29 protein-coding genes are annotated in these 23,950 nt (G+C 68.8%); 15 read left to right on the top strand and 14 right to left on the bottom strand.

The genetic code is table 11. From position 1 onward, the window contains the following. Positions 1-127: 127 nt before the first annotated feature. Positions 128-1,126: an NAD(P)H-quinone oxidoreductase gene (locus VKQ35_RS10355; RefSeq protein ID WP_324361213.1), complete on the bottom strand. Its 999-nt coding sequence runs from the start codon at positions 1,124-1,126 to the stop codon at positions 128-130. 110 nt (positions 1,127-1,236) lie between these two features. On the opposite strand from VKQ35_RS10355, the gene VKQ35_RS10350 reads away from it, so the two are divergent. Continuing rightward, positions 1,237-1,443, top strand: a complete 207-nt coding sequence (locus tag VKQ35_RS10350; protein WP_324361211.1) for a DUF1192 domain-containing protein — start codon at positions 1,237-1,239, stop codon at positions 1,441-1,443. 160 nt (positions 1,444-1,603) lie between these two features. Continuing rightward, positions 1,604-2,128, top strand: coding sequence for a DUF1465 family protein (locus VKQ35_RS10345; protein ID WP_324361209.1), 525 nt, complete (start codon positions 1,604-1,606; stop codon positions 2,126-2,128). Between the two features lie 118 nt (positions 2,129-2,246). Here the strand turns inward: VKQ35_RS10345 and rpmE are convergent, their stop codons facing one another. Then, on the bottom strand, positions 2,247-2,471 hold the full coding sequence (gene rpmE / locus VKQ35_RS10340; protein ID WP_293366641.1) for a 50S ribosomal protein L31: 225 nt from the start codon (positions 2,469-2,471) through the stop codon (positions 2,247-2,249). A gap of 122 nt (positions 2,472-2,593) precedes the next feature. Here rpmE and VKQ35_RS10335 point away from each other — a divergent pair, with 122 nt between their 5' ends. After that, complete coding sequence (locus tag VKQ35_RS10335; protein WP_324361204.1) at positions 2,594-4,477, top strand: ABC transporter transmembrane domain-containing protein; 1,884 nt, start codon at positions 2,594-2,596, stop codon at positions 4,475-4,477. On the opposite strand, the gene VKQ35_RS10330 is transcribed toward VKQ35_RS10335, so the two are convergent. The 3 genes from VKQ35_RS10330 to VKQ35_RS10320 are packed head-to-tail and all read right to left on the bottom strand — an operon-like array spanning position 4,474 to position 6,836. Beyond that, the gene (locus VKQ35_RS10330) at positions 4,474-4,902 is read right to left on the bottom strand and encodes a cupin domain-containing protein (protein WP_324361202.1); all 429 of its coding nucleotides are present in this window, start codon (positions 4,900-4,902) and stop codon (positions 4,474-4,476) included. The two genes, VKQ35_RS10335 and VKQ35_RS10330, sit on opposite strands and share 4 nt — an antisense overlap. Next, complete coding sequence (locus VKQ35_RS10325) at positions 4,899-5,978, bottom strand: glycerophosphodiester phosphodiesterase (RefSeq protein ID WP_414692329.1); 1,080 nt, start codon at positions 5,976-5,978, stop codon at positions 4,899-4,901. Before VKQ35_RS10325 ends, VKQ35_RS10330 begins: the two co-directional genes overlap by 4 nt. 60 nt (positions 5,979-6,038) lie before the next feature. After that, positions 6,039-6,836, bottom strand: coding sequence for an inositol monophosphatase family protein (locus tag VKQ35_RS10320; RefSeq protein ID WP_324361200.1), 798 nt, complete (start codon positions 6,834-6,836; stop codon positions 6,039-6,041). A gap of 114 nt (positions 6,837-6,950) precedes the next feature. On the opposite strand from VKQ35_RS10320, the gene VKQ35_RS10315 reads away from it, so the two are divergent. Further along, on the top strand, positions 6,951-7,169 hold the full coding sequence (locus tag VKQ35_RS10315) for a hypothetical protein (protein ID WP_324361198.1): 219 nt from the start codon (positions 6,951-6,953) through the stop codon (positions 7,167-7,169). Here the strand turns inward: VKQ35_RS10315 and thiE are convergent. Next, positions 7,166-7,828, bottom strand: coding sequence for a thiamine phosphate synthase (gene thiE / locus VKQ35_RS10310; protein WP_324361196.1), 663 nt, complete (start codon positions 7,826-7,828; stop codon positions 7,166-7,168). The two genes, VKQ35_RS10315 and thiE, sit on opposite strands and share 4 nt — an antisense overlap. Before the next feature lie 6 nt (positions 7,829-7,834). Between thiE and VKQ35_RS10305 the strand changes: the two genes are divergently transcribed. The 3 genes from VKQ35_RS10305 to VKQ35_RS10295 all read left to right on the top strand — a co-directional run bounded on the left by VKQ35_RS10305 (position 7,835) and on the right by VKQ35_RS10295 (position 10,350). Next, a complete protein-coding gene (locus VKQ35_RS10305) occupies positions 7,835-7,996 on the top strand; it encodes a hypothetical protein (protein WP_324361194.1) in 162 nt (53 codons plus the stop codon). Between the two features lie 76 nt (positions 7,997-8,072). Beyond that, a complete protein-coding gene (locus tag VKQ35_RS10300; protein ID WP_324361192.1) occupies positions 8,073-8,630 on the top strand; it encodes a TspO/MBR family protein in 558 nt (185 codons plus the stop codon). Between the two features lie 61 nt (positions 8,631-8,691). Next, positions 8,692-10,350: an MFS transporter gene (locus tag VKQ35_RS10295; RefSeq protein WP_324361190.1), complete on the top strand. Its 1,659-nt coding sequence runs from the start codon at positions 8,692-8,694 to the stop codon at positions 10,348-10,350. 11 nt (positions 10,351-10,361) lie between these two features. Here the strand turns inward: VKQ35_RS10295 and VKQ35_RS10290 are convergent, their stop codons facing one another. Genes VKQ35_RS10290 through gap form a run of 5 tightly spaced genes read right to left on the bottom strand, consistent with a single transcriptional unit; the run spans position 10,362 to position 14,882 of the window. Continuing rightward, complete coding sequence (locus tag VKQ35_RS10290) at positions 10,362-11,237, bottom strand: peptidylprolyl isomerase (protein ID WP_324361189.1); 876 nt, start codon at positions 11,235-11,237, stop codon at positions 10,362-10,364. A gap of 22 nt (positions 11,238-11,259) precedes the next feature. Next, positions 11,260-11,505, bottom strand: a complete 246-nt coding sequence (locus VKQ35_RS10285) for a hypothetical protein (protein WP_324361186.1) — start codon at positions 11,503-11,505, stop codon at positions 11,260-11,262. Positions 11,506-11,563: 58 nt separating this feature from the next. Further along, positions 11,564-12,649 carry a class II fructose-bisphosphate aldolase gene (gene fba, locus VKQ35_RS10280; protein WP_324361184.1) on the bottom strand — a complete coding sequence of 362 codons (1,086 nt, stop codon included), beginning with the start codon at positions 12,647-12,649 and terminating at the stop codon, positions 11,564-11,566. 23 nt (positions 12,650-12,672) lie between these two features. Continuing rightward, positions 12,673-13,866, bottom strand: coding sequence for a phosphoglycerate kinase (locus VKQ35_RS10275; RefSeq protein ID WP_324361182.1), 1,194 nt, complete (start codon positions 13,864-13,866; stop codon positions 12,673-12,675). 5 nt (positions 13,867-13,871) lie between these two features. Then, positions 13,872-14,882: a type I glyceraldehyde-3-phosphate dehydrogenase gene (gene gap, locus VKQ35_RS10270; protein ID WP_324361180.1), complete on the bottom strand. Its 1,011-nt coding sequence runs from the start codon at positions 14,880-14,882 to the stop codon at positions 13,872-13,874. Positions 14,883-15,039: 157 nt separating this feature from the next. Here gap and VKQ35_RS10265 point away from each other — a divergent pair, with 157 nt between their 5' ends. Beyond that, positions 15,040-15,522: an SRPBCC family protein gene (locus VKQ35_RS10265; protein ID WP_324361178.1), complete on the top strand. Its 483-nt coding sequence runs from the start codon at positions 15,040-15,042 to the stop codon at positions 15,520-15,522. A gap of 41 nt (positions 15,523-15,563) precedes the next feature. Next, positions 15,564-15,872 carry a metalloregulator ArsR/SmtB family transcription factor gene (locus VKQ35_RS10260; protein WP_324361176.1) on the top strand — a complete coding sequence of 103 codons (309 nt, stop codon included), beginning with the start codon at positions 15,564-15,566 and terminating at the stop codon, positions 15,870-15,872. On the opposite strand, the gene purT is transcribed toward VKQ35_RS10260, so the two are convergent. Together purT and tkt are read right to left on the bottom strand one after the other, a co-directional pair. Further along, entirely contained in the window at positions 15,869-17,077 is a 1,209-nt protein-coding gene (gene purT / locus VKQ35_RS10255; RefSeq protein WP_324361174.1) for a formate-dependent phosphoribosylglycinamide formyltransferase, read from the bottom strand. The two genes, VKQ35_RS10260 and purT, sit on opposite strands and share 4 nt — an antisense overlap. 5 nt (positions 17,078-17,082) lie before the next feature. Continuing rightward, a complete protein-coding gene (tkt, locus tag VKQ35_RS10250) occupies positions 17,083-19,053 on the bottom strand; it encodes a transketolase (RefSeq protein WP_324361172.1) in 1,971 nt (656 codons plus the stop codon). Between the two features lie 131 nt (positions 19,054-19,184). On the opposite strand from tkt, the gene VKQ35_RS10245 reads away from it, so the two are divergent. From VKQ35_RS10245 to VKQ35_RS10220, 6 genes are all read left to right on the top strand, one after another. Next, positions 19,185-19,472: a DUF4164 family protein gene (locus tag VKQ35_RS10245; protein WP_324361170.1), complete on the top strand. Its 288-nt coding sequence runs from the start codon at positions 19,185-19,187 to the stop codon at positions 19,470-19,472. Between the two features lie 4 nt (positions 19,473-19,476). Next, positions 19,477-19,809, top strand: coding sequence for a cell division protein ZapA (locus VKQ35_RS10240; protein ID WP_324361168.1), 333 nt, complete (start codon positions 19,477-19,479; stop codon positions 19,807-19,809). A 67-nt stretch (positions 19,810-19,876) separates the two neighbouring features. After that, positions 19,877-21,034 (top strand): hypothetical protein, encoded by a 1,158-nt coding sequence (locus VKQ35_RS10235; protein ID WP_324361166.1) that lies wholly within the window; start codon positions 19,877-19,879, stop codon positions 21,032-21,034. A 40-nt stretch (positions 21,035-21,074) separates the two neighbouring features. Continuing rightward, positions 21,075-21,482, top strand: a complete 408-nt coding sequence (locus VKQ35_RS10230) for a hypothetical protein (RefSeq protein WP_324361164.1) — start codon at positions 21,075-21,077, stop codon at positions 21,480-21,482. Between the two features lie 247 nt (positions 21,483-21,729). Then, the gene (locus VKQ35_RS10225; protein ID WP_324361162.1) at positions 21,730-22,335 is read left to right on the top strand and encodes a 5-formyltetrahydrofolate cyclo-ligase; all 606 of its coding nucleotides are present in this window, start codon (positions 21,730-21,732) and stop codon (positions 22,333-22,335) included. Beyond that, the gene (locus tag VKQ35_RS10220) at positions 22,332-23,168 is read left to right on the top strand and encodes a TIGR00282 family metallophosphoesterase (protein WP_324361160.1); all 837 of its coding nucleotides are present in this window, start codon (positions 22,332-22,334) and stop codon (positions 23,166-23,168) included. The genes VKQ35_RS10225 and VKQ35_RS10220 overlap by 4 nt, the downstream gene beginning before the upstream one ends. On the opposite strand, the gene VKQ35_RS10215 is transcribed toward VKQ35_RS10220, so the two are convergent. After that, on the bottom strand, positions 23,165-23,890 hold the full coding sequence (locus tag VKQ35_RS10215) for an EF-hand domain-containing protein (RefSeq protein WP_324361158.1): 726 nt from the start codon (positions 23,888-23,890) through the stop codon (positions 23,165-23,167). The genes VKQ35_RS10220 and VKQ35_RS10215 overlap by 4 nt on opposite strands. Positions 23,891-23,950: the final 60 nt, after the last annotated feature.

Genomic DNA, 23,950 nt, shown 5'->3' with positions numbered 1-23,950 from the left:
TGAGGCAAAAATACAACCACTTTTCGAAAACACGGTTTGCCGAAAAATGACAGTTTCGAGGCTTTTTTGCAGGTCATTCAAAAAAGCGGTGTGTAACAACGTTCGCCCGTTGATACCGAATGCAACCTCAGGGTTGCTCCGGCATGGTCAGCACGATCTTGCCGACGTGGGCGCCGTCCTCGAGGTGGGCGTGCGCCTTGGCCGCCTGCGCCAGGGGAAAGGTCGCGTCCACCTGGGGGAGGACCTCGCCGGCCTCGATCCACGGCCAGACCAAGGCCTCGACGGCGGCGGCCAGCCGGGCCTTCTCGTCGGGGTTGCGGGGCCGCAGCGTCGAGCCGGTGACGACGCCGCGCTTCTGCATCAGCCGTCCGATGGGCAGGCTGACTTCGCCGCCGCCCAGGCTGGCGATGAACACAATGCGGCCATCGATTTTTAGCGCGTCGAGGTCCTTGGCGAAGTAGTCGCCGCCGACCATGTCGAGAACGACATCGGCGCCGCCTTCCTTTTTGGCGACCTCGGCGAAATCCTCGGTCTTGGCGTCCACGGCCACGTCCGCGCCCAGCTTGCGGGCCGTCTGAGCCTTGTCGGCGCCGCGGGCGGTGGCGATCACCTTGGCGCCGTGGGCCTTGGCCATTTGGATCGCCGTGGTGCCGATGCCGGACGTGGCGCCGTGCACCATCAGGGTCTCGCCGCTCCGCAGCCGGCCGTGTTCGAAGACGTTGGCGAAGACCGTGAACACCGTCTCGGGCAGGGCCGCGGCCTGGATGAAGTCCAGGCCCTTGGGAATCGGCAGGGCGTGGCGCGCGTCGCAGACGGCGTATTCCGCATAGCCGCCGCCGCCGAGCAGCGCGCAGACCCTGTCGCCGGCCTTCCAGCGGCCCGCGGCCCCGGGTCCAATGGCCACCACTTCGCCGGCCACCTCAAGGCCCATGGTCTCCGGGGAGCCCGGCGGCGGCGGATAGAAGCCCAGGCGCTGGATGATGTCCGGCCGATTGATCCCGGCGGCGTGGACGCGGATCAGGATCTGGCCCTCCTTGGGCTCCGGCCGGGGGATCTGCACGGCCTTGAGGGCCTCGGCGGGACCTTTGCCGCCCTCGATGGCGATCACGGTCATCATCTCAGTCATGTGGACGGCTCCGGCAAAGCTGTTAGCGCCGCGGTTGCAGAAACTTGCACTCGCCGCGCGTGCGCGGTCAGATAGCGCCCCATCGGGGAACCGGAAAGGTAAAGCCCGTCATGGAAGAACCTGCGGAAGTCCGAGTTGGCCGCGGCCAGCGCCTCATCGAGGCGGTTCGTGAGGATCTGGAGCTGTTCGGGGTCGCCGAACTGGAAGAGCGGATCGAGGTGCTGCAGTCGGAAATCGCCCGCTGCCAGGCGCAGATCGACCGCAAGCGGGCCGGCCGCGCGGCCGCCGACGCCCTGTTCGGCGCGGGGCCAAGTTGATTGCGGGCTGATCTGCCGCACCCTCGCCGCCGCCAATTCGCCCAGATCGGTTGGCCAGATCGCCTTTCACGGGTTTTTTGGTCCAATCTGGCTGGCATGCGGGTTGCACAGACGGTTTTCCGCGACCGTTTGGCGGGCTTTCGTGTAGGTTGAGCATCCCATGAGTGATCTGAACGCCTCTTCGACGTCCAAAGCCGCGGGCCCCTGGCGGGCCGAGGTGATCCAGGATTTCGCGCGCTCGGAACTGTTCCAGCGCACCTTCCAGGAGGGCATGGACCTCGTGGAGGAGACCGCCGGCTATCTCGACGGCGCCGGCCGCCAGGCCTCCAAGCTGCTCTCCCGCAACGCAGCGCTGGCCTATGCCGCCGAGAGCATGCGGCTGACCACGCGCCTGATGCAGGTGGCGTCCTGGCTGCTCGTGCAGCGCGCCGTGCGCGAAGGCGACATGCCGCCGGACGCGGCCTGCGAGGAACGCTACCGGCTGGCCGCGCAGGACGTCTGCCGCTCAGCCGGGGACAACGAGGGGCTGCCCGGCGAACTGGTGACCCTGCTGGACCGCTCGGAGCGCCTCTACGAACGCGTCCGCCACCTTGACCGGCGGATGTATGTGGAACACGAGGCCGACGAGGCGCCGCACCCGGTGCTGTCGCAGCAGGACCGCCTGAAGAGCGCGTTCGGGCTCTAGCGCCCGCGACCCATCGATCTTGAAATGCAGAACGCCGCGGGGACGACCCGCGGCGTTGCTGTTTTGGGATAGTGCGTTCGCTGGATCCCCGCTTTCGCGGGGATGACTCGCTACGCGGTCACTTCCGCGTAAAGCCGCCGAACTTGGCGTTGAAGCGCGACACGCGGCCGCCGCGGTCGAGCATCTGGTGGCCGCCGCCGGTCCAGGCCGGGTGGGTCTTGGGATCGATGTCGAGGTTCAGCGTCGCGCCTTCCTTCCCGTAGGTGGAACGGGTCTGGTAGCTCGTGCCGTCCGTCATCACCACGGTGATGAAGTGATAGTCCGGATGGGTGTCTTGTTTCATCGGATGGGCGCCTGCTCTAAAGGAGCGTCGAATGAGATTTGAACGTCCGCCCGCGAGGGGGCCGTTCGAGGAAGCCGGGCGTATAGAGAAACGCCGGCCCAAATGCAAGGTGCGAGCGTCCCATGAGTGAGCCCCCGGTTGCTGAGTTGGGGGTCGAGCTGGGAGGCGAGGCCAACGTCGCCGGCCGGCCGACCGCCGGCCAGGCGCTCGCCCAGTCGATCGATGAGGCGGCGGCGCGCCGTGGCAAGAGCCGCAATATCCGCGCGCTCGGCCACCTGATCCCCTATGCGGCGGGGCACCGCAGCGACGCGCTGGCCGCCGGCTTCTTCCTGATCACCGCCTCCATCGCGACGCTCGGCATGACCGGCGCGGTGCGCTTCCTGGTGGACGAGCTGAACGCCGCGCGCACGGCGCACGCGCCGGCGGCCAGCGTCGCGCCCTGGTTCTGGGGCCTGGGCGGCGTCGCCATCGCCTTGGCGCTGTCCTCGGCGCTGCGCTACTTCTTCGTCACCAAGCTGGGCGAGCGGATCGTCGCGGACCTGCGCAAGGCCGTCTACGCCCACATCCTGTCGCTGGACCCGGCCTTTTTCCTCATGACCCGGACCGGCGAGGTGCTGTCGCGCCTGACCACCGACATCCAGATCGTCGAGAACCTGCTGACCACCTCGATCTCGGTTTCGCTGCGCAACATCCTGATGCTGATCGGCGGCATGGGCTACATGCTGATCGTCAGCCCCAAGCTCACCGGCCTGATCCTCTTGACCTTCCCGGTGGTGATCGCGCCGCTCTTCCTGTTCGGCCGCCGCGTGCGCACGCTCACCGCCTCGACCCAGGACCAGTTCGCCCGCGCCGTCGGCCACGCCGGCGAGACCCTGGATGCGCTGGAAATTGTCCAGGCCTTCGGACGCGAGGCGGCGGGCGCGGCGCGGTTCGGCGAGGCGGTGGAAAATTCCTTTCGCACGTCCCTGCGCCGGATGAGCGCGCGTGCGGTGATGACCGCCGCGGTGATCACGCTGATCTTCGGGGGCATCGTCTGGATCCTGTGGCTTGGGGTGAACTTCGTCTTCAAGGGCGAGCTCACCTGGGGGACCTTCGTGCAGTTCGCCCTCTTGGCCGTGGTCACCGCCAGTTCCGTCGGCGCGCTTGGCGAAAGCTGGGGCGACGTGCAGAAGGCGGCCGGGGCCATGGAGCGGGTCTCGGAGCTTCTCGCCGCCAAGCCCGGCATCGCCGCGCCCAGCCATCCCATCGCGTTGGCCAACCCGCCGCGCGGCGAGGTGGCGCTGGAGAACGTCACCTTCGCCTATCCGGGTCGCCCGGACCTGCCGGCCCTCAAGGGCTTTTCGCTCGCGGTGAAGCCCGGCGAGCGGGTGGCGCTGGTCGGCCCGTCGGGCGCCGGCAAGAGCACGGTCTTCCGCCTCTTGCTGCGCTTCTACGATCCGCAGGCCGGCCGCGTGCTGCTGGACGGGGTCGACGTGCGCGACGCCGACCCGGTGGAGGTCCGCGCCCGCATGGCGCTCGTGGCGCAGGAATCGCCGCTGTTTTCCGGCACGGCCCTGGAGAACGTCCGCTTCGGCCGCGAGAGCGCCACCCTCGAAGAGGTGCAGGCCGCCGTCCGGGCCGCCCAGGCCGAGCACTTCCTGGCCGCCCTGCCGCAGGGGTTGGACACCCAGATCGGCGAGCGCGCCCGCAGCCTCTCCGGCGGCCAGCGCCAACGCCTGGCCATCGCCCGCGCGCTGGTCCGCCACGCGCCGATCCTGCTGCTCGACGAGGCGACCAGCGCGCTGGACGCCGAAAACGAGCGGCTGGTGCAGCTGGCGCTGGACGAGGCCATGGTCGGCCACACCACCCTCGTCATCGCGCATCGCCTCGCGACCGTGCTCAAGGCCGACCGCATCGTGGTGATGGACGAAGGCCGCGTGGTCGAGACCGGCACCCACCACGAGCTGGTGGCCAAGAACGGGCTTTATGCCCGGCTGGCGTCGCTGCAGTTCGGGGAAGCGGCCTAGGGAATCGGCTCGGGCGCCAGCATCACGTTCAGCTCCTTGTCCGCCTCACCGGCGAGAGAGGCGCAGAGCAGTTCGGCGTGGTCTGTCGCCGAGGCGTTCTTGAAGTAGTGCACGGTGACGCCCGGCGGCTCGTAGGTGACCGTGCCTGTGGCGGCCAGGCGCTCGGGCGCGTCGCCGATCTTCACCCGGAACTGACCCTTCGAGATGAAGCAGACCACAGGCACGGTGTGCTTGTGGGTCGGCATGGCCTGGCCGGGCAGGAAGTCGACCCGGTTGGTCTCGACGCGGTCGACCTGCTTGCCCGGCGCGATGGGGATCACCGCCAGCGGATTGCGCGTGGGGATCGGCGGAGCGGCGGGCAATTGGGCGTGCGCCGCCGAGGCCAGCAGGGCGCTTGCGGCGGCCAGCGCGAGAAGCCGTCTCATCCGCGCGCCTTCGCCCAGAGCCCGGGGAAATCGCTGAACAGGCCGTCGACGCCGGCCGCGAGCAGGGCCTTGTAGAGCGCGTCCACGTCGCCGTGCGCCGCCGGATCGGTCCCGATGTGCAGCTTGGGCGGCAGGAAGGCGTTCTCGGCCCGCACCGTATAGGGATGCACGGCGATGCCGGCGGCGTGGGCGTCCTTCACCAGGGCGGTCGCGGGGCCGAGGCCCCCATCCACCGTGGGGATCACCTGGGTGTAGTCCGGCCCCACGCCGTGGGCGTAGGTGGCGATGGTCTTCATGCCCGAGGCCGAGACCATGTCCTTATAGGGGGTGGATTTGGAATCGGTGGGCGCGCCGCCGCCCGACGTCAGCTGGATTCGCTGGCACTTCACCAGGCCCATCATGGTCTTCAGCGGCAGGACGTCGAAGCACTGGATGAAGACCGGCGCGGTCTCGCTGTTCAGGCCGTTCTTCTTGAGGATATCGGCGAGGCGGCCCTCCATCTTCAGGCCCAGCGCCTCGAAGTGGCTGGCGTGCTTCAGCTCCGGATAGGTGCCGATCACGCGACCCAGCCGCTTGCTCTCGGACTTCGCCAGGTCGATGACCTCCTGGTAGGTCGGGATCTGCTCCTGGCCGTCGTAGGCGGCGCTGCCGGGCCTAAGTTTCGGCAGGCGCTCGCGGCAGCGGATGGTCTTCAGCTCGGCCAGCGTGAAGTCCTCGGTGAACCAGCCGGTGACCTTCTGGCCCTGCACGTCCTTGGTGGCCTTGCGCGAGGCGAACTCCGGCCGGTTGGCCACGTCGGTGGTCTGGCTGATCTCGTTCTCGTGGCGCACCACCAGGTGGCCGTCCTTGGTCACCTCCAGGTCCGGCTCGATGAAGTCCGCGCCCTCGGCGATCGCCTGGCGGAAAGCCAGCAGCGTCGATTCCGGCCGCTCGCCGCTGGCGCCCCGGTGGGCGATGACCAGCGGCGTCTTCTTGAAGCCCATGGAGGGCGGCATGGCCCAGCTCGGGGCGGGCAGGGCGGCGGCGGCGGCCGCGGACGCGGCGCCGGCCCCAAAGGTCCGGCGGTTGATATCCATGAGCCTCCCCTAAGTGCTTCGTGTGACAGTCCGTCAGCCGCCTGGGGAAGGCAATGGCGCCTATTTCGCCGCTTGGCGCAGGCGTTCCAGGATCTGCGGCTGGAGTTCCAGGTTGCCGGCGCAGACCGAGCCCGTCCCCAGCACGTCGTCCTCGCCGGCGGCGTTGGTGACGCGGCCGCCGGCCTCGGTCACCAGCAGGATGCCCGCCGCGAGGTCCCAGGCGTTCAGGTCGCGCTCCCAGTAGCCGTCGTAGCGGCCGGCCGCGACCCAGGCGAGGTCCAGCGCCGCGGCGCCGAAGCGGCGGACGCCCGCGACCCGCTGGCTGATCTGGTGCAGCTCCTTCAGGAAGGTGGCGTGCTGGCCATGGCCCAGGAACGGGATGCCGGTCGCCAGCACCGCCTCGTCCATCCGGGTGCGCGCGGCGACCCGCAGGCGCTTGTCGTTGAGGAAGCAGCCCTTGCCCTTCTCGGCCCAGAACAGCTCGTTGGTCACCGGATTGTAGGTCACCGCCGCGACGATCGCGCCCTCCCGCTGCAGGGCGATGTTGATCGCGAAGTGCGGAATGGCGTGCAGGAAGTTGGTGGTGCCGTCGAGCGGGTCGACGATCCAGGTGTGGGTCTTGTCGGTGCCTTCGATCATCCCGCGCTCTTCGCCCAGGAAGCCGTAGCCGGGGCGCGCCTTCTGCAGGGCTTCGAAGATCGCCTGCTCGGCCTTGAGGTCGGCGGCGGAGACGAAGTCGGCAGGCGCCTTCTTGGCCACCTGCAGCTCGGCCAGTTCGCCGAAGTCGCGGTTGAGGCCGCGCGCCGCCTTGCGGGCAGCGTCGCTCATGACCTTCAGGAGGGCGGATTGCGTGCTCACGGTTTGAAAGATCTCGGCAGGGCTAGAGGGCGCGGAACCTAGTGGCCGCTCAGCAGGCGCGCAAGCCGCTCGACTAGTGTAGAATGCGTGTCAGTTGAAAATGGGGGGTAACTGATGGAAAAGGTTGAGTGTTCGGTTGGTCGTATGCTGTGGGCCCTTTGGGGCCACTTGATGCCTTATGATCGCGATGACGGCTATTGGTCTGAGGTCGCGAAGGTGCGCATCGGCTTCGAAGTTCGTCGCGATCCGTCGCTGGCGACTGCGAGCGAGATGTTGCAGTTCCGCATTTGGAACTGGGCTTTCAACGTGCGTGAGAGGGCGCTAGCAGCCTAGTCACGGTCGCCTACGCCAAGCGCGATCTCGGCGTTGAAGGCTTTCACCGCCGCGGCGGGCCCCTCGCCGTAGCTCCAGACACCGGCCGAGACGGCCAGGAAGTCGGCGCCTGCCGCGGCGATCTGCCGGGCGGTCGCGACGGTGATCCCGCCGATGGCGACGCAGGGGACGACCATGTCCGCCTGCCAGCCGGTGAGCAGTTCGGGGTCGGCGCGGGTGGCTGCGTCCTTGGTCGTGGTCGGGAAGAAGGCGCCGAAGGCCACATAGTCCGCGCCGCCCTCGGCGGCCTCCATGGCCAGGTGCAGGCTGTCGTGGCAGGTGACCCCGACCATGCGGCCCGGTCCGACCGCCCGGCGGGCCTCGGCGAGCGTCGCGTCTCCCTGGCCGATGTGGACACCGTCGCAGCCCAGCCGCGCGGCGAGATCCGGCCGGTCGTTCAGGATCACCGCGACGCCGCGCGACGCCGCGATCGGCATGAGGGCGTCGACTGCGGCGGCGACGATCTCATCGCCCACGTCCTTCAGCCGGATCTGCAGGGCGGCCACGTCGCCGGCGTCCAGCGCGTGCGCCAAGGTGCGGCCGAAGCCCGCCAGGTCGTCGAGCCTGGGCGGGGTGATCAGATAGAGGCGGCAGAGCGGCGTCTGAGCGTCTTGGGCCATGGGCCGGTGTTAGGCCGCCCCCGCGGCGCCCTCAAGCGACAAGCGGGCGCGCGGGACGCGACGCCCAAGGAATCGATCGATTTCCTCGCGACCCAGCTTGCCCTGTCGCGCGGCCTGGGCGAACAGAACGTCCTGCAGAGCGCGATGGGCGACCTCGGCGACAGCTGAGCCGCCGGCCCGTCGGAACTCTGGCCGCGCCCGCGGATTTTGGTTTCAAGGGCGCCAAGGAGGTGGGACCCAAGCCATGCCAGCCAATCCCGTCCGCGGGGCTGTCGATAGCCTCGCCAACAGCCGTGGCCGCTCGGCCCAGCATATCGCCATCGGCGTCGGCCTGACGGTGGGCGCGGTGGCGATCTCGGCGCTGGTGGCGCGGCTGAATGCGCCGCCACAGGACGACTACGAGGCCTATTCCGACTACGACGCCCCGGTGATGGTCGCGGTCGAGCCCCGCTCCAAGGTGTTCGCCACCCTGTGGCCGCCGCTGTTCATGGCGCTCACGCTGTCGGGCCTGCGCATCTGGAATGCGCCGAAGAGCGCGGCGCGCACCCAGGCGCTGACGCTGTGGGGCGCGGTGCAGGCGCTGAACGCGGTCTGGATGGCGCTGGGGCCCAAGAAGCTCGGCGGCCAGCTGGCCACCGCCATCGCCTCGTTCGGCACCGCCGGTGCCTACGTCTGGCGCGCGCGCCAGGTGGACGCGGCCTCGGCGAGCCTCGTCGCCCCCTACGTCGGCTGGATCGGCTTCGCCAATGTGCTGAGCGAGGGGCTGTCGCGGAAGGGCGGCGACGCCCGCACGATGCACTAGCCGCGCGCCGGGCTTCGCCATAGGCTCCCTGCCAACGATAAAACGGGTTGGGAGCGAGACGATGGTGGCGGCAGCAGCGGGCGCCGGGGCGCCTTCGCGCACCTCGACGGGCATGGTCATCGCCGGGGCGTCGGCGGGCACGGTCTTCGAGTGGTACGACTTCTTCCTCTACGGCTCGCTGGCGAGTGTGATCACCGAGCACTTCTTCTCAGGCGTGAACCCGACCACGGGCTACGTCTTCGCGCTCCTGGCCTTCGCCGCGGGCTTCGCCGTGCGGCCGTTCGGGGCGATCGTCTTCGGACGGCTGGGCGACCTCTGGGGCCGCAAGAACACCTTCCTGGTGACCATGACCCTGATGGGTCTCTCGACCTTCGCGGTGGGGCTGCTGCCGAGCTACGCCAGTTGGGGCGTGATCGCGCCGATCGCGCTGATCAGCCTGCGCCTGATCCAGGGCCTGGCGCTGGGCGGTGAGTACGGCGGGGCGGCCACCTACGTCGCCGAGCACGCGCCCGAGGGCAAGCGCGGCCTCTACACCAGTTGGATCCAGATCACCGCGACCTTCGGCCTGGCGCTCAGCCTGGCGGTGATCATCCTGGTCCGCACCCGGCTCGGGGAAGACGCCTTCAAGGACTGGGCGTGGCGGATCCCGTTCCTGGTCTCGGCCCTGCTGCTGCTGGTCTCGCTGTGGATTCGTCTGCGGCTCAACGAGAGCCCGATCTTCCAGAAGATGGTCGAGGACGGCACGACGTCCAAGGCGCCGCTGACCGAGAGCTTCGCCCGCTGGCCGAACCTGAAGCTGGTGATCCTGGCGCTGCTCGGCATGACCGCCGGCCAGGCGGTGGTCTGGTACACCGGCCAGTTCTACGCGCTCACCTTCCTCGAGAAGTTCCTCAAGATCGACGGGGTCATGACCAATGAGCTGGTGGCCGGCGCGCTGCTGCTCGCCGTGCCGTTCTTCGTGGTGTTCGGCTGGCTGTCCGACAAGATCGGCCGCAAACCCGTGATCCTGGCCGGGTGCCTGCTGGCCGCGCTGACCTACTTCCCGATCTTCAAGGCGATCACCGTGTCGGCCAATCCGGCGCTTGCCGCGGCCAGCGCGTCCGCGCCCGTGACCGTGGTGGCCGACCCGGCCGACTGCGCCTTCCAGTTCGACCCGATCGGCAAGAAGTCCTTCGCCTCCTCCTGCGACATCGCCAAGTCGACGCTGGCCAACGCCGGGGTCAGCTACAAGAACGAGGCGGCGCCCGCCGGCTCCGTGGCGGCGGTGAAGATCGGCGCGGCGTCGCTGCCGAGCTTCAAGGGCGAGACCCTATCGGCCGCCGAGCTCAAGACGCAGAAAGGCGCCTGGACCAAGGCGCTCGGCGCCGACCTGAAGGCCGCGGGCTATCCGGCCAAGGCCGACCCGGCAAAGATGAACGTGCCGCTGACGGTCTTCTGGCTCTGGCTGCTGGCCGTCTACGTGACCATGGTCTACGGCCCGGTCGCCGCGGCGCTCGTGGAAATGTTCCCGGCGCGGATCCGCTACACCTCCATGTCGCTGCCCTATCACATCGGCAACGGCTGGTTCGGCGGCTTCCTGACCCCGACCGCCTTCGCCATGGTGGTGGCCAGCGGCGACATCTATTTCGGCCTCTGGTTCCCGGTGGTGGTGGCCTCGGTGACCTTCGTGATCGGCCTGCTGTTCGTGAAAGAGATGAAGGGCGCGAAGATCGAGGACTAGGCGGCCGACACCTAGGGCTTAGGCCTGACCGGCAAAGGGACGCTACAGACGTCAGCGCCGCCGGGCGGCGCGGCGTAGAAGGCGTCCCGGCGGGTGCGCCGGCCCTCGATGACCTTGGTGAAGGTCGCGCTGTCCGTGCGCAGCGCCTGCAGCGAGACCTGCTCGGCGGCCGGCAGGTCGCTGCCCAGCCGCATCCGCGCCGGCGCGATATCGGCGGCCTTGAGGAAGCCGTTCGGCCCATCGCCTCTGGGCGTCACAGCCAGGATTTCCATGCCCTTCACCACGCGGCCGACCACCGTGAGGTTGCGGTCCAGGCGCCGGGCCGAGCCGATGACCGCATAGAGTTCCGCGCCGTTGCCGGTGTCGGGCGCGTTGTCGCGGGCGATGGCTACGGTTCCGTAGCAGTGGGTTAGCCAGGCGCGGCCGGTCTTGAGGTCTCGCGCCGCCGGGAAGCCATCCGCGAAGCCGGTCTGCGGCGCATAGGAGTCGGGGTCGGGGAGCGCGGTGAAGGCCAGGCCCTTGGCGGACCTGGTGAACTCGCCCGGCATCTTGCTGAGCGCCGAGCCGGAGGACGGCTTGGGGTCCTTGTCAGGCACGCCCCACTGGACGACGAAATTGTCCTGGGCGCGGACGAGGGCCACGTGATCGAAGAAGCCGGCGGCGATCAGGCGCTTGATGTTGTCGACATGGTTGGGGGCGAAGTCCGGCGCCATCTCGATCAGCACCTGACCCCTGGGCGTCTGCAGATAGAGCAGCCGCTCCTGGATGATCGGCCGCCAGTCCGAGGCCGGCGCCGCGGCGAGGACGTCGGCCACGGGCGGAGTCGGCGCCGGTGAGGCGAACGCCGGCGCGGCGAGCAGGGCGAGCGCGAGGACGGTGAATTTCATCAGGGGCCCCCAATGGCCGGCTCTAGAAGTCGTCCCGATCGATCCGGTCGTCATAGCCGTGGTTGGCCGAATAGAAGGCCAGCCACATCAGGAAGCCGGCGAGCGCTGCGGTGACGGCCACGCCGCCGACCACATAGGGCCAGATGGGGCCGAGCCCGCGCCAGCCATCGCCGATCTTCGAGGCGGCGAAGAAGGCCCATCCGCAGAACAGGGCGAAGCCCGCGAGCCCGGCGAAGGCCAGGGCATAGACGATGTAGTGCCGGCGCATATGCGACCAAGTCCCCTCGGCCGCAGGCGGTTCCTGTCCTTCCGGACTCTTTGGGGGGCTATTCCGCGGCGTGGCGGGTCAGGCCGATCTTGGCGGCCAGCTCCCCCGACGCATAGCGCTTGGCCATGACGGCCATCGGCAGGGGCGTGATCTTGCCGGCCCAGCCGGCGGAGCCGAACTCCTCCATCCGCTGGCGGCAGACCGCGCGCATCGCATCCATCGCGGGCTTCAGATATTTGCGCGGATCGAACTCGCCGGGGTTCTCGGCGAAGACCTTGCGGATGGCGCCGGTCATGGCCATGCGGTTGTCGGTGTCGATGTTGATCTTGCGCACGCCGTGCTTGATGCCGCGTTGGATCTCTTCCACCGGCACGCCCCAGGTCTGAGGCATCTCGCCGCCGTACTGGTTGATGATGTCCTGCAGGTCCTGCGGCACCGACGAGGAGCCGTGCATCACCAGATGGGTGTTGGGCAGCCGCTGGTGGATCTCCTCGATCACGTTCATGGCCAGCACGTCGCCGTCCGGCTGCCTCGTGAACTTGTAGGCGCCGTGGCTGGTGCCCATGGCGATGGCCAGCGCATCCACCTGGGTGGCCTTCACGAACTCGACGGCCTGATCCGGGTCGGTCAGCAGCTGGTCGTGGCCGAGCTTGCCCTCGAAGCCGTGGCCGTCTTCCTTCTCGCCCATGCCGGTCTCGAGGCTGCCCAGCACGCCGAGTTCGCCCTCGACGCTCGCGCCGACCCAGTGGGCCATGTCGCAGACCGCCTTGGTCACCGCGACGTTGTAGTCGTAGTCGGCGGGCGTCTTGCCGTCGGCCTTCAGTGAGCCGTCCATCATCACGCTGGTGAAGCCGAACTGGATGGCCGTGGCGCAGGTCGCCTCGTTGTTCCCGTGGTCCTGGTGCATGCAGATCGGGATGTGCGGGTACATCTCCGCCAGCGCATCGATCAGGTGCTTGAGCACGATGTCGTTGGCGTAGGACCGCGCGCCGCGGCTGGCCTGGATGATCACCGGCGCGTCCACCGCGTCGGCCGCCTCCATGATGGCGAGGCCCTGTTCCATGTTGTTGATGTTGAAGGCCGGCACGCCATAGCTGTGCTCGGCGGCGTGGTCGAGAAGCTGTCGCAGAGTGATACGGGCCATGGTCTCTTCGCTCTTATCGTTCGCTATCGGGACAACGCCGCCACGCCGGGCAGGGTTTTGCCCTCCATCCATTCAAGGAACGCGCCGCCGGCTGTCGAGACGAAGGTGAAGTCGCCGACGACGCCTGCCGCGTTCAAGGCTGCTACGGTATCACCGCCGCCGGCCACGGCCACCAGCTTCCCGTCCCTCGCGAGTTTCGCCGCGTAGCGGGCCGCCTGCAGGGTGCCCTTGTCGAAGGGCGGCATCTCGAACACGCCCAGCGGGCCGTTCCAGATCAGGGTCTTGGAATTGGCCATGGCGCGGCAGAGACGCTCAACCGTCTCGGGGCCGGCGTCGAGGATGCGTTCGTCGTCGTCGATGGAGCCGGGATCGCGCACGCGGGCCGGCGCGCCTGGGGCCATCTTCTCGGCGACCACCACGTCCAGCGGCAGGAACAGCTTGCAGTTGTTCTGGCCCGCCAGGCGGATCACCTCGCGGGCGGTCTCGGCCAGCTCCTTTTCGCAGTAGGAGGCGCCGACGTCGTGGCCCTGGGCATAGAGGAAGGTGTTGGCCATGCCGCCGCCGATGGCGAGCTTGTCGAGCTTGGTCACCAGGTGGCGCAGCAGGTCGAGCTTGGTGGAGACCTTCGAGCCGCCGACGATGCCCAGCACCGGCCGCTCGGGGTTGCCCAGCGCCCGGTCCAGCGCATCCAGCTCCAGCCGCATCTGCTCGCCGGCATAGGCCGGCAGGCGGTGCGCCAGCGCCTCGGTCGAGGCGTGGGCGCGGTGGGCGGCGGAGAAGGCGTCGTTGACGTAAAGGTCGCCGTTGGCGGCGAGCGCGTCGGCGAACTTGCGCTCGTTCTTCTCCTCGCCCTCGTGGAAGCGGACGTTTTCCAGGAGCAGCACGTCGCCGGGCTGCATGGCGTTAACCGCCTCGCGCGCCTTGGGCCCGATGCAGTCGGGCGCAAAGGCTACTGGCACGCCCAGCACCTTCGACAGCGGCTCGACGATGGGTTTCAGGCTCATCGACGGCACGACCTTGCCCTTGGGCCGGTCGAAGTGGGCCAGCAGGATCACTTTGGCGCCGCCCGCGCGCAGTTTGTCGACCGTGGGCCTGGTGGCCCGAAGCCGGGTGTCGTCGGTGACCTTGCCGTCCTCCATGGGGACGTTGAGGTCCACCCGGACCAGCGCCCGCTTGCCCTGGAGTTCGGCGTCATCGAGCGTCCGGAACGCGGCCATGGGTCTTAGAGGAACTGCGCCACGGCGGCGGTGATGTCGGCCATCCGCGTCGAGAAGCCCCACTCGTTGTCGTACCAGCTGAGCACCCGGCCCAGGCCGCCTTCGACCATCTGGGTCTGCGGCAGGGCGACGGTGGAGGACGCGTCCACATGGTTGAAGTCGTGGCTGACCAGCGGGTCCTTGGTCACCGCCAATATGCCTTTCAGTGGGCCGAAGGCGGCGGCCTTTTCCATGGCCGCGTTGATCTCCTCCACCGTGACCTTACGGGTCGGCACGAAGTTCAGGTCCACCACCGAGACGTTGGGGGTCGGCACACGGATCGAGGAGCCGTCGAGCTTGCCCTTCAGCGCCGGGATCACCAGGCCCAGCGCCTTGGCCGCGCCGGTCGAGGTCGGGATCATCGACATGGCCGCGGCCCGGGCGCGGTAGAGGTCCTTGTGCATCGTGTCGAGCGTCGGCTGGTCGCCGGTGTAGGAGTGGATCGTGGTCATATACCCACGTTCAATTCCGCAGAGGCCTTGCAGCACATGCGCCACCGGCGCCAGGCAGTTGGTCGTGCAGGAGCCGTTGGAGATCACCAGGTCGTCGGCGGTGAGCGTGTCGTCGTTGACGCCCATGACGATGGTCTTGTCGGCGTTCTCGCCGGGCGCGCTGATGATCACGCGCTTGGCGCCGGCCTCGAGGTGGGCGGCGGCCTTATCGCGGGCCGTGAACAGGCCCGTGCATTCCAGCGCGATGTCGACCTTCAGGTCCTTGTGCGGCAGGTCCTTGGGGTCGCGGATCGCCGTGACCTTCATCTTGCCCGCGCCGGCGTCGATCCAGTCGTCGCCGGTGGTCACCGTTCCGGGGAAGCGGCCATGCACGCTGTCGTAGCGCAGCAGATGGGCGTTGGTCTCGACGGGCCCCAGGTCGTTGATCGCCACCACCTCGATGTCCGTGCGCCCATGTTCGACGATCGAGCGCAGGACCAGCCTGCCGATGCGGCCGAAACCATTGATGGCGACGCGGACGGTCATGAGACGGGGCTCCTGCGGTGGCTGTGGTGGCGCGGTTTCTTCAAGCCGGGGGCCTCGAAGTCAACCCCCGGCGCCAAACACTGAAGTAAGGACTTGACTATCCGCGGCCGTCACCATATCACTGAAGCCAACACTTCACTATTTGAGAGACGCCTCCATGCAAGCCCCGATCCACAACACCTTCGTCATCGAGCGGACCTATCCGGCCAAGCCGGCCCGGGTGTTCGCCGCCTTCGCCGATCCCGCGAAGAAGCGCCGCTGGTACGCCGAATCCGCCAACCACTCGATCGACAGCTTTGAGATGGAGTTCCGCGTCGGCGGGGCGGAGCGGAGCGCCTACCGCATGGGCGAGACCACCCCGTTCCCCGGCGTCGAGCTGGCCAACGAGGGCGCCTACTACGACATCGTGCCGGACCAGCGGGTGGTGGTCGGCACCGCGATGACGCTCGGCGGCGCGCGGATCTCGGTGGCCCTGATCACCTTCGAGTTCGAAGCGACCGCGGCCGGCACGAAACTGACCTGCACCCACCAGGCGGTGTTCTTCGAGAACTCCGGCGGCTGGGAGATGCGCGAGCGCGGCTGGCAGGCGCTGTTCGACCGGCTGGCGGCGGAGATCGCCTCGGAGACCGCGAGCGCATGAGCGCCGGAGTTTCGACAGCCAAACCTGTGGAAAGGAGCCTCGTGGACCGGACTTTCCATGCCCTGGGCGATCCGACACGGCGGGCCATAGTCGAACGCCTGAGCGAGGGACCTCGCTCGGTCTCAGGCCTGGCCCAGCCGCTGGGCGTGACCATCACCGCGGTGGCGCAGCACCTGGCCGTGCTGGAGGAGAGCGGTCTGGTGCGCACCTGGAAGACCGGTCGCGTGCGGACCTGCCGCATCGAGACCGCCGGCTTTTCGATCCTGGAAGGCTGGATCGCCGAGCGCCGCAACACCCTGGAACGCCAACTGGACGCCCTGGGCGAGCTGCTGGCCGAAGAGGAGGACTAAGCCTCCACCGGCAGCACCTTGCCGGCGGCCTCGGTGGCGCGGGCGCGGGCTTGCGCCACGTCCGCGCCGCGGGCCAGCGCCACGCCCATGCGGCGCTTGAGGAAGCTCTGGGGCTTGCCGAACAGGCGCAGGTCGGCGCCAGGGACGGCGAGCGCCTCGGCGACGCCTTCGAAGGCGATGCCCCGCGCCTCCAGGCCGCCGTAGACCACCGCGCTGGCGCCGGGCTCGCGCAGGCCCACGTCCACCGGCAGGCCGAGGATCGCGCGGGCGTGGATGGCGAACTCGCTCTGGTATTGGCTGACCAGCGTGACCAGGCCGGTGTCGTGCGGCCGGGGACTGACCTCGGAGAACCAGACCTCGTCGCCCCTCACGAACAGCTCGACGCCGAACAGGCCCTGGCCGCCGAGCGCCTGGGTGACCTTGGCCGCCATGTCCCGGCTCGCCTTCAGCGCTGCGGCGCTCATCGCCTGCGGCTGCCAGCTTTCCACATAGTCGCCCTTCACCTGCCGGTGGCCGATCGGCTCGCAGAAGCTGGTGACGATCTCGCCGTCCGAAAGACTGCGGACCGTCAGCTGGGTGATCTCGAAGTCGAAGTCCACGCGGCCTTCGACGATGACGCGGGCCTCAGCGACCCGGCCGCTCTCGAGCGCATAGCGCCACGCCGCCGCGATTCCGTCCGGGGTCTCGACGTAGGACTGGCCCTTGCCCGACGAACTCATCACCGGCTTCACGAAACAGGGGAAGCCGACCTTGGCCGCGCCGGCCGCCAGCTCGGCTTCGGTTGAGGCGAAGGCGTAGGCGCTGGTCGGCAGGCCCAATTCCTCGGCGGCGAGCCGGCGGATGCCCTCGCGGTTCATGGTCAGCTGGGCCGCCCGCGCCGTCGGGATCACGACGCTAAGTCCCGCCGCCTCGATGGCCGCCAGCTCGTCGGTGACGATGGCTTCGATCTCCGGCACGATCAGATGCGGTTTCTCGGCTTCCACGAGCGCGCGAAGGGCGGCCGCGTCGGTCATGGCGATGACGTGGGACCGATGGGCAACCTGCATGGCCGGCGCGTCGGCGTAGCGGTCGACGGCGATCACCTCGCAGCCCAGCCGCTGCAGCTCGATGGCGACCTCCTTGCCGAGCTCGCCGGAGCCCAGCAGCATCACCTTGACGGCGGTGGGCGAGAGCGGCGTGCCCAAGCGCGAAGAATAGGGACGCATGCGCGTTAGAGCTTCGCCTTGGCGGCGGCGGCCACCGCCTCGGCGGTGATGCCGAAGTGCTTGAACAGCACCTCGGCGGGTGCGCTGGCGCCGAAGCTCTTCATGCCGACGAAGGCGCCGTTCTCGCCGATGAAGCGCTCCCAGCCTTCGCGGACGCCGGCCTCGACGGCGACGCGCACCGGGGTCTCGCCGATCACCTGGGCCTGATAGTCGGTGGGCTGGGCGTCGAACAGCTCCCAGCAGGGCGTCGAGACCACGCGGCAGCCGACGCCGTCGGCCTCCAGCAGGTCGCGCGCGGCGACCGCGACGGAGACTTCCGTGCCCGACGCGAAGATTGTCACCTGGGCGGGTTTGCTCGCGCCCAGGAGCTGATAGGCGCCCCGGGCCGAGAGGCTTTCGCCGGCCACCACGCCGCGGACGGCGGGAACCTTCTGGCGCGAGAGCGCCATGACCGAGGGGGCCTTGGTCGAATTGAGCGCCAGCTTCCAGCACTCGGCGGTCTCCACCGCGTCCGCCGGGCGGAAGACGTTGAGGTTGGGGATCGCGCGGAGTGACGCCACCTGCTCCACCGGCTGATGGGTGGGCCCATCCTCGCCGACCCCGATGGAATCGTGGGTCATCACATGGATCACCCGGATGCCCATGAGCGCGCCCAGGCGGATCGCCGGGCGGCTGTAGTCGGAGAACACCAGGAACGTCCCGGAATAGGGGATCACCCCGCCGTGCAGGGCCAGGCCGTTCATCGCCGCGGCCATGCCGAACTCGCGCACGCCATAGTGGACGTAGCGGCCGGCGTAACCGGGGAAATCGAAGGTCCCCATGTCCTTGACGATGGTGTTGTTCGAGCCGGTCAGGTCCGCCGAGCCGCCGATCATCTCATGGATCACCGGCGCCAGCTTTTCCAAGGCCGAGCCGGAGTGCTGGCGGGTGGCGGCGGCGGGTTTGTCGGCCTCGGCCTTGGCGATCAGCGCGTCCAGGCCTTCGAAGGCGCCGGCGGGCAGATCGCCGGCCATGGCGCGCTCGAACTCGGCCCGCTTGGGCGAGGCGGCCAGCGCCGCCGCCCAGGCCTTGCGCGCCTTCGCGCCGCGCCGCCCGGCGGCCCGCCAGGGCTTCAGCACCTCGTCGGGCACCACGAAGGGCGGCGCCTCCCAGCCCATGGCGATGCGCGCGTCGCGGATCTGGTCGTCGAACAGGGCGTAGCCGTGGCCGTGGCTGTCGCCCTCCATCGGCCCGGCGCCCTTGAGGATGATCGTCTTGCAGGCGATCAGTGTCGGCTTGTCCTGCTTCGTCGCCCAGCGCATGGCCGCGGCGATCTTGGCGTAGTCGTGCCCGTCGACCTGTTTCACCGCCCAGCCGGCCGCCTTGAAGCGCATCAGCTGGTCGCCGGTCTCGGCGATGGTCGCGCGGCCGTCGATGGTGGTGTCGTTGTCGTCGAAGAGGACGGTCAGCTTGTTGAGCTTGAAGCGCCCAGCCAGGCTGATCGCTTCGTGGCTGACGCCCTCCATCAGGCAGCCGTCGCCGGCGATCACCCAGGTGCGGTGGTCGACCAGCTCGTCGCCGAAGCGCGAATTCACGTGCCGCTCGGCCATGGCCATGCCGACCGCGGTGGCGAGGCCCTGACCCAGCGGCCCGGTGGTGGTCTCGACGCCCGGCGTATGGCCGTACTCCGGGTGACCGGGCGTGTTGGAGCCCAGCTGTCGGAAGTTCTTGATCTGCTCCATGGTGACGGCCTTCACGCCGGTCAGGTGCAGGAGCGAATAGAGCAGCATCGAGCCGTGGCCGGCCGAGAGCACGAAGCGGTCGCGGTCGGCCCAGGACGGCTGCGACGCGTCGTATTTCAGGAATTTCGTGAACAACACGGTCGCCACGTCGGCCATGCCGAGCGGCATCCCCTGGTGGCCGGACTTCGCGCGGTGCACCGCGTCCATCGAAAGGGCGCGGATCGCATTGGCCATGGATTGCAGCGGCGCAGGCATAGGAACCCTTCGAAAGTCCGGCGGCGGGAGTGCGCGCGGGGTCGCATGACGAAACGCATGGGTCAAGGAAAGGGCGCGCTTTCGAAGGGAAGCGACGCGGGTCTATAGTCAACGGCAACAGGAGGACGGCGATGAGCGGCGGCGAGAGCGCCCTGGACCTGGCGGCCCGGCGGTTGGAACAGGCGGTGCACGTGCTTGAGCAGCGGCTGAGTCAGCGGCTGAAGACGGCGGGCGACGCGGTCGGCGGCCTGTTCGACCAGGACCGCGCCAACCTGGCCGCCCAGCTGGACGACGCCCGCGCCCGCGAACGCGAGCTGGAGGCCGCCGGCGCCGAGGCCTCGGCGGCGCTCGGCCGCGCCATCCTGGAAATCCGCGCCGCCCTGAACGGCGCCGCGCCTCAATCCTCCGCGGAGCACTAGCGGCATGGCCCAGATCAGCGTCGAGGTGAACGGTCGGCCCTATGCCGTCGGCTGCGAGGACGGGCAGGAAGCCCACCTCATGGAACTCGCCAAGATGTTCGACCATCAGGTGCGCCAGGTCGGCCAGGACATGGGCCAGCTCGGCGACACGCGGCTGTTCCTGATGGGGGCCCTGCTGCTGGCCGACGAACTGGCCGACGCCCGGGGCCGCCTGGGCGCCCTGCAGGCCGAGGTCGCGCGCCTGCAGGCCGACCGCGCCCGCGCCGAAAGCCGCGCCGTCAGCGCCCTGGAAGGCGCCGCCAAACGGATCGAGAAGCTGGCCAGCGAAGAGGCGTAGGCCGCGCTTTCGCTTGAGGCGCCAACGATCTCAGCGCAACCTCCGACTTCAGGCCGGGGGGTCCACATTGCAAACATTCGCGCTGCCGTTCGTAGTGCTATGCCTCATCATCTCGGTGGGCGCGGGGCTGTTGCTTACATCGGACGCCCAGACGTGGGCGATGGTCATCTCAGTGCTCTGCGTCGTGGCGCTGCCGATAGTATCGCGCCCACTTGCGGCCGCGCTGGCTGTCCGGCTTCGGCTGTTGGTCGCGATCGGCGTCGCTCTGGTGCTGGCGAGTTTCGCCGCCATGGCCGCAGGAATCACGATTTGGCCGACGCTCTTCTCCGGACGCGCGATAGGTCTGGCAATTTGGCCGATGCTGATAGGCTCCGCGATTGCCTATGTGCCGTTCACCGCGCGCAACATGAACCGGTCATGGGCGGAGCTTGAAGAACGTCGAAGGTCTCCGCCGAAGATAGTTCCGGCCATGCAGGCGAAGGGCAATGTCGCTGAGGCGCTGGTCCTGCTGAGTCGCGAGCGTGACGCGGTCGCCTGGGAGGCCGGCCCGTGGTTCGTCGCCTACTGTTCGCTTCCGCTGGTGCTGCTCGCCATGATCGCCACCAAGCCCATCTCGAAGGTGGAAGCGATAGAGACCCTCTGGGGCCTGGTGGCCTTCCTGCTCGCCTTCGCTGCTCTGCCCATGATCGCCTCGATCCGATGGACCCGCTACCTCGCAACGGGCCAGCGCGGATCGCTGCTATCTGTCCCCATTGGCGCCCTTTGGGGATTTCTATGGCGATGGCTTTTCGCCGGGGTTTTCATTCGCTTCGTCAACGGAGCGGAACCCTGGCTGAAGTCTCAGTTGCCGAGCGCTTCGCATTGGTTCCTGAGTGCGCTCGCAGACCTGTTCAGTTTGCTGGTGCTCGTCCTCGCAAGCCCCTGGGCGATGGTCTTCATCGCCGTCGCACTTGGCGCTCAGGATCGATCGACACATGCGGCCCTAAAGATCGCGAGAGGTTCAGGACGAGGTATCTATCTCGGCATGCTTTTGATTCTCGCGCCAAGCACAGTGCTCTTGTGGCTGACCGGCCTCGTGCCGACCGGACATGACATGACCGGAGCCAGCTGGGCCGCTTACCTGGCCTTTGCCTTGATCTATTTCGTCACGCTGATTGTCGCCACGACCTATCTCACGAACCTATATTTACGCGGGTCCGGCCAGGGCTCCGCTGCCGCCAGCTAGCACTCCGTGCTAGTCTGCCCCGTCAAGACGGAGCAGGCCCATGGCTTCCCTCGATAGCGTGCAGTCCAACCCCTTCATCCCGGGCGAGACCTGGACCTGGTGGCAGGTCCGGCGACTTCGCTACAACCTCACCCTCGCAGCCGGCGGCTGGGCCGGTTACGCTGCGGCGGTCGGCCTGAACTACGCCTTCGGCCATCCGGTCTGGAAGGACTGGCGCGGCGGCCTCGGCATGACGCTGTTCCTGGGGACCGTGTTCCTGGTGGTGATGGGCTTCGCCAACGTCTTCTATCTGCTGGGTCCGGCCGTGGAGGCCTGGGTGAAGCCGGCCGATGTCGGCCGCTACCGGAAAACCGCGTTCGCCATGGGCCTGTGGGGCTCGCTGCTGGTTCCGGCGACCTTCCCGCTGGCGCAGCTGGCCATGCTGATCGCCCACAGCAAGGGCGGCTAAAGCGCCGCGCTTGAGAACCGGGCCCCGCGGCCCTACATTGGCTGCCGGCGGGTCTGCTGCGGCCCACGTCGAAGGCGACATATTCCAGCGACCTTAATTCACTCTTAGGGAGCTGTCCCTGTTCGGGATCGTGGTCTCGAGCACACGGCGCCCACCTGGTCTACCAGGTCGAGGGAATGAAACAGTCCTTCACGGTTCTCACGGCGCCGCCACCCTTTGCTCACCTTTTCCCTGTAAAGTCAGGGCTGTGACCCCGCCGCCCAACAAACAGGTCCTCGACAAAAAAAAGCTGCGCATCGAGATGCGCGCGCTGCGCCGCCACCTGGCGGACGAGAACCCCGACGCTGCCATACGCGCGGCCAGGCGCCTTCCCGTTTCCCGCTTCTCCCGGTTCAGCCTGGTGGGCGCCTATTGCGCCCAGGGCTCCGAGCTCGACCCCGGCCCGATCCTGCAGGCGATCCTGGAGCTCAACGCCGGCCACGCCCAGGCGGCGCTGCCGGTGGCGCTCGACAAGAACTCGCCGCTGAAATTCCGGCTCTGGCGCCCCGACCAGCCGCTGGAGAAGGACGCCTGCGGCATCCCCTCGCCGCCGGCCTCGGCGCCCGAAGTGCTGCCGAACCTGCTGATCACCCCGCTGCTGGCCTTCGACCGGCGCGGCGGGCGCCTGGGCCAGGGCGGCGGCCACTACGACCGCACGCTCAAGGCGCTGCGCCGCCAGCGCCCGGTCTTTGTGCTGGGCGTGGCGTTTTCCGGCCAGGAAATCGACGAGGCGCCCATGGACGCCCACGACCAGCGGCTCGACGCCATCGTGACGGAGACGGAGTTCATCGAAGTCGTTAAGGAGGGCAGATGAGATTTGCCTTCTTTGGAGATGTGGTCGGCCGCGCGGGCCGTGACGGCATCGCCGATCACCTGCCGGGCCTGCGCAAGCGCCTGGGGCTGGAGTTCGTCATCGTCAACGCCGAGAACGCCGCGGCGGGCTTCGGCATCACCGAATCCACGGCGCGCGAGCTGTTCGACGCCGGCGCCGACGCGCTGACGCTCGGCAACCACAGCTGGGACCAGAAGGAGGCGCTCACCTACATCGTGCGGGAGCCCCGGCTGATCCGGCCCTTGAACTATTCGGCCTTCTCCGACGCGCCCGGACGCGGCGCCCAACTCTTCGAGACCGGGACCGGCAAGCAGATCCTGGTGATCAACCTGCTCGGCCGCGTGCACATGGACAGCCTCGACGACCCCTTCGCCGCGGTCGACAAGGAGCTGGAGGCCTGCCCGCTGGGCGCGGTCGCCGACGCCATCGTGGTCGACATGCACGCCGAGGCCACCTCGGAGAAGATGGCCATGGGCCACTTCTGCGACGGGCGCGCCAGCCTGGTGGTCGGCACCCACACCCATGTGCCCACCGCCGACGCCCAGATCCTGACCGGCGGCACCGCCTACCAGACCGACGCCGGCGCCTGCGCCGACTACGACAGCGTGATCGGCAACCAGAAGGAAGAGCCGCTGCGGCGCTTCACCACCCGCATCTCGGGCGGCCGCTACAAGCCGGCGGAAGGCCCGGCCACGGTCTGCGGCGTGTTCGTCGAGACCGACAACGCCACGGGCCTGGCGCGCCGCGTCGAGCCGATCCGCATCGGCGGGCGGCTCAGCGAGACCGTGCCGGTGGTGGAAACGGTCAGCGCCTAGGGCGTCTTCGGCTTGGGCGGCGGAGGCGGCGGGTGCAGTAGGCTGTCGCGGGTGAGCTTGCCGGTCTTCAGGCGATCCAGCTTGGTGAAGCGGCGGTCGGTGATCGTCATCCATTCGGCCAGGGTGACCTTGCCGTCGAGGTCGGCGTCCGCCGCCGCGATCGGCTCCGGCTCGTTGATCAACGAATAGCGCGCCGCGCCCATCAGGCCGGCGCGGGGATCGCGGGCCGGCGCCGATTGGGAAAGGTCGGGCCCAAAGCCGGTGTCGTTGGCGCCGCCGCTCCGACCGCCGCCGCCAGGGCCGCCAGCTCCACCGCCGCGTCCTCCGCCGCCACGACGGCCGCCGCCGCCACCGCCGCCGCCGCCGCTGGGGCGCTGACCGGCAGTCGGGCCGGTGTCGAAGGTCTCGCTGCTCACCTCGGGCACCAGGTCGTGCTCGTAGTGCTGCAGTTCGAGCCCGCTGATCACCCCGTCGCCGTTGGTGTCGACCACCTTGAAGGAGTGCAGGGCGTCGGCGCGGAACTCCGCCAGGTCGATGGACCCGTCGTGGTCGGTGTCGGTCTGGTCGAACCAGCGCTCGAAGCCGTTCTCGCCGCGGAACGGCTCGCCCGACGGGCTGATGAACAGGCGCACCGGCGCCAGCCGCTCGCCGCGGGTCGGCCCGCCGCGCCAGCCGGGCCCCTTGTCCGGCGGCGGTCCGCCCGCGCAGGCGGCAAGGCTCACCAACAGAGCCGGAATGATCAGGCGTCGATAGCTGTGCGGCCGCAAGCGGTCAGTCTCCCA

Source organism: Phenylobacterium sp. (assembly GCF_035309685.1).
Classification (GTDB): domain Bacteria; phylum Pseudomonadota; class Alphaproteobacteria; order Caulobacterales; family Caulobacteraceae; genus Phenylobacterium.
This window is presented reverse-complemented; position numbering and strand designations above follow the sequence as displayed.

What these genes read in the sequence shown, in the direction of transcription:
- VKQ35_RS10355 (WP_324361213.1), bottom strand. Translation starts at nt 1,126, where the DNA reads ATGACTGAGATGATGACCGTGATCGCCATCGAGGGCGGCAAAGGTCCC.
- VKQ35_RS10350 (WP_324361211.1), top strand. Translation starts at nt 1,237, where the DNA reads ATGGAAGAACCTGCGGAAGTCCGAGTTGGCCGCGGCCAGCGCCTCATC.
- VKQ35_RS10345 (WP_324361209.1), top strand. Translation starts at nt 1,604, where the DNA reads ATGAGTGATCTGAACGCCTCTTCGACGTCCAAAGCCGCGGGCCCCTGG.
- rpmE (WP_293366641.1), bottom strand. Translation starts at nt 2,471, where the DNA reads ATGAAACAAGACACCCATCCGGACTATCACTTCATCACCGTGGTGATG.
- VKQ35_RS10335 (WP_324361204.1), top strand. Translation starts at nt 2,594, where the DNA reads ATGAGTGAGCCCCCGGTTGCTGAGTTGGGGGTCGAGCTGGGAGGCGAG.
- VKQ35_RS10330 (WP_324361202.1), bottom strand. Translation starts at nt 4,902, where the DNA reads ATGAGACGGCTTCTCGCGCTGGCCGCCGCAAGCGCCCTGCTGGCCTCG.
- VKQ35_RS10325 (WP_414692329.1), bottom strand. Translation starts at nt 5,978, where the DNA reads ATGGATATCAACCGCCGGACCTTTGGGGCCGGCGCCGCGTCCGCGGCC.
- VKQ35_RS10315 (WP_324361198.1), top strand. Translation starts at nt 6,951, where the DNA reads ATGGAAAAGGTTGAGTGTTCGGTTGGTCGTATGCTGTGGGCCCTTTGG.
- thiE (WP_324361196.1), bottom strand. Translation starts at nt 7,828, where the DNA reads ATGGCCCAAGACGCTCAGACGCCGCTCTGCCGCCTCTATCTGATCACC.
- VKQ35_RS10300 (WP_324361192.1), top strand. Translation starts at nt 8,073, where the DNA reads ATGCCAGCCAATCCCGTCCGCGGGGCTGTCGATAGCCTCGCCAACAGC.
- VKQ35_RS10295 (WP_324361190.1), top strand. Translation starts at nt 8,692, where the DNA reads ATGGTGGCGGCAGCAGCGGGCGCCGGGGCGCCTTCGCGCACCTCGACG.
- VKQ35_RS10290 (WP_324361189.1), bottom strand. Translation starts at nt 11,237, where the DNA reads ATGAAATTCACCGTCCTCGCGCTCGCCCTGCTCGCCGCGCCGGCGTTC.
- VKQ35_RS10285 (WP_324361186.1), bottom strand. Translation starts at nt 11,505, where the DNA reads ATGCGCCGGCACTACATCGTCTATGCCCTGGCCTTCGCCGGGCTCGCG.
- fba (WP_324361184.1), bottom strand. Translation starts at nt 12,649, where the DNA reads ATGGCCCGTATCACTCTGCGACAGCTTCTCGACCACGCCGCCGAGCAC.
- VKQ35_RS10275 (WP_324361182.1), bottom strand. Translation starts at nt 13,866, where the DNA reads ATGGCCGCGTTCCGGACGCTCGATGACGCCGAACTCCAGGGCAAGCGG.
- gap (WP_324361180.1), bottom strand. Translation starts at nt 14,882, where the DNA reads ATGACCGTCCGCGTCGCCATCAATGGTTTCGGCCGCATCGGCAGGCTG.
- VKQ35_RS10265 (WP_324361178.1), top strand. Translation starts at nt 15,040, where the DNA reads ATGCAAGCCCCGATCCACAACACCTTCGTCATCGAGCGGACCTATCCG.
- purT (WP_324361174.1), bottom strand. Translation starts at nt 17,077, where the DNA reads ATGCGTCCCTATTCTTCGCGCTTGGGCACGCCGCTCTCGCCCACCGCC.
- tkt (WP_324361172.1), bottom strand. Translation starts at nt 19,053, where the DNA reads ATGCCTGCGCCGCTGCAATCCATGGCCAATGCGATCCGCGCCCTTTCG.
- VKQ35_RS10245 (WP_324361170.1), top strand. Translation starts at nt 19,185, where the DNA reads ATGAGCGGCGGCGAGAGCGCCCTGGACCTGGCGGCCCGGCGGTTGGAA.
- VKQ35_RS10240 (WP_324361168.1), top strand. Translation starts at nt 19,477, where the DNA reads ATGGCCCAGATCAGCGTCGAGGTGAACGGTCGGCCCTATGCCGTCGGC.
- VKQ35_RS10230 (WP_324361164.1), top strand. Translation starts at nt 21,075, where the DNA reads ATGGCTTCCCTCGATAGCGTGCAGTCCAACCCCTTCATCCCGGGCGAG.
- VKQ35_RS10220 (WP_324361160.1), top strand. Translation starts at nt 22,332, where the DNA reads ATGAGATTTGCCTTCTTTGGAGATGTGGTCGGCCGCGCGGGCCGTGAC.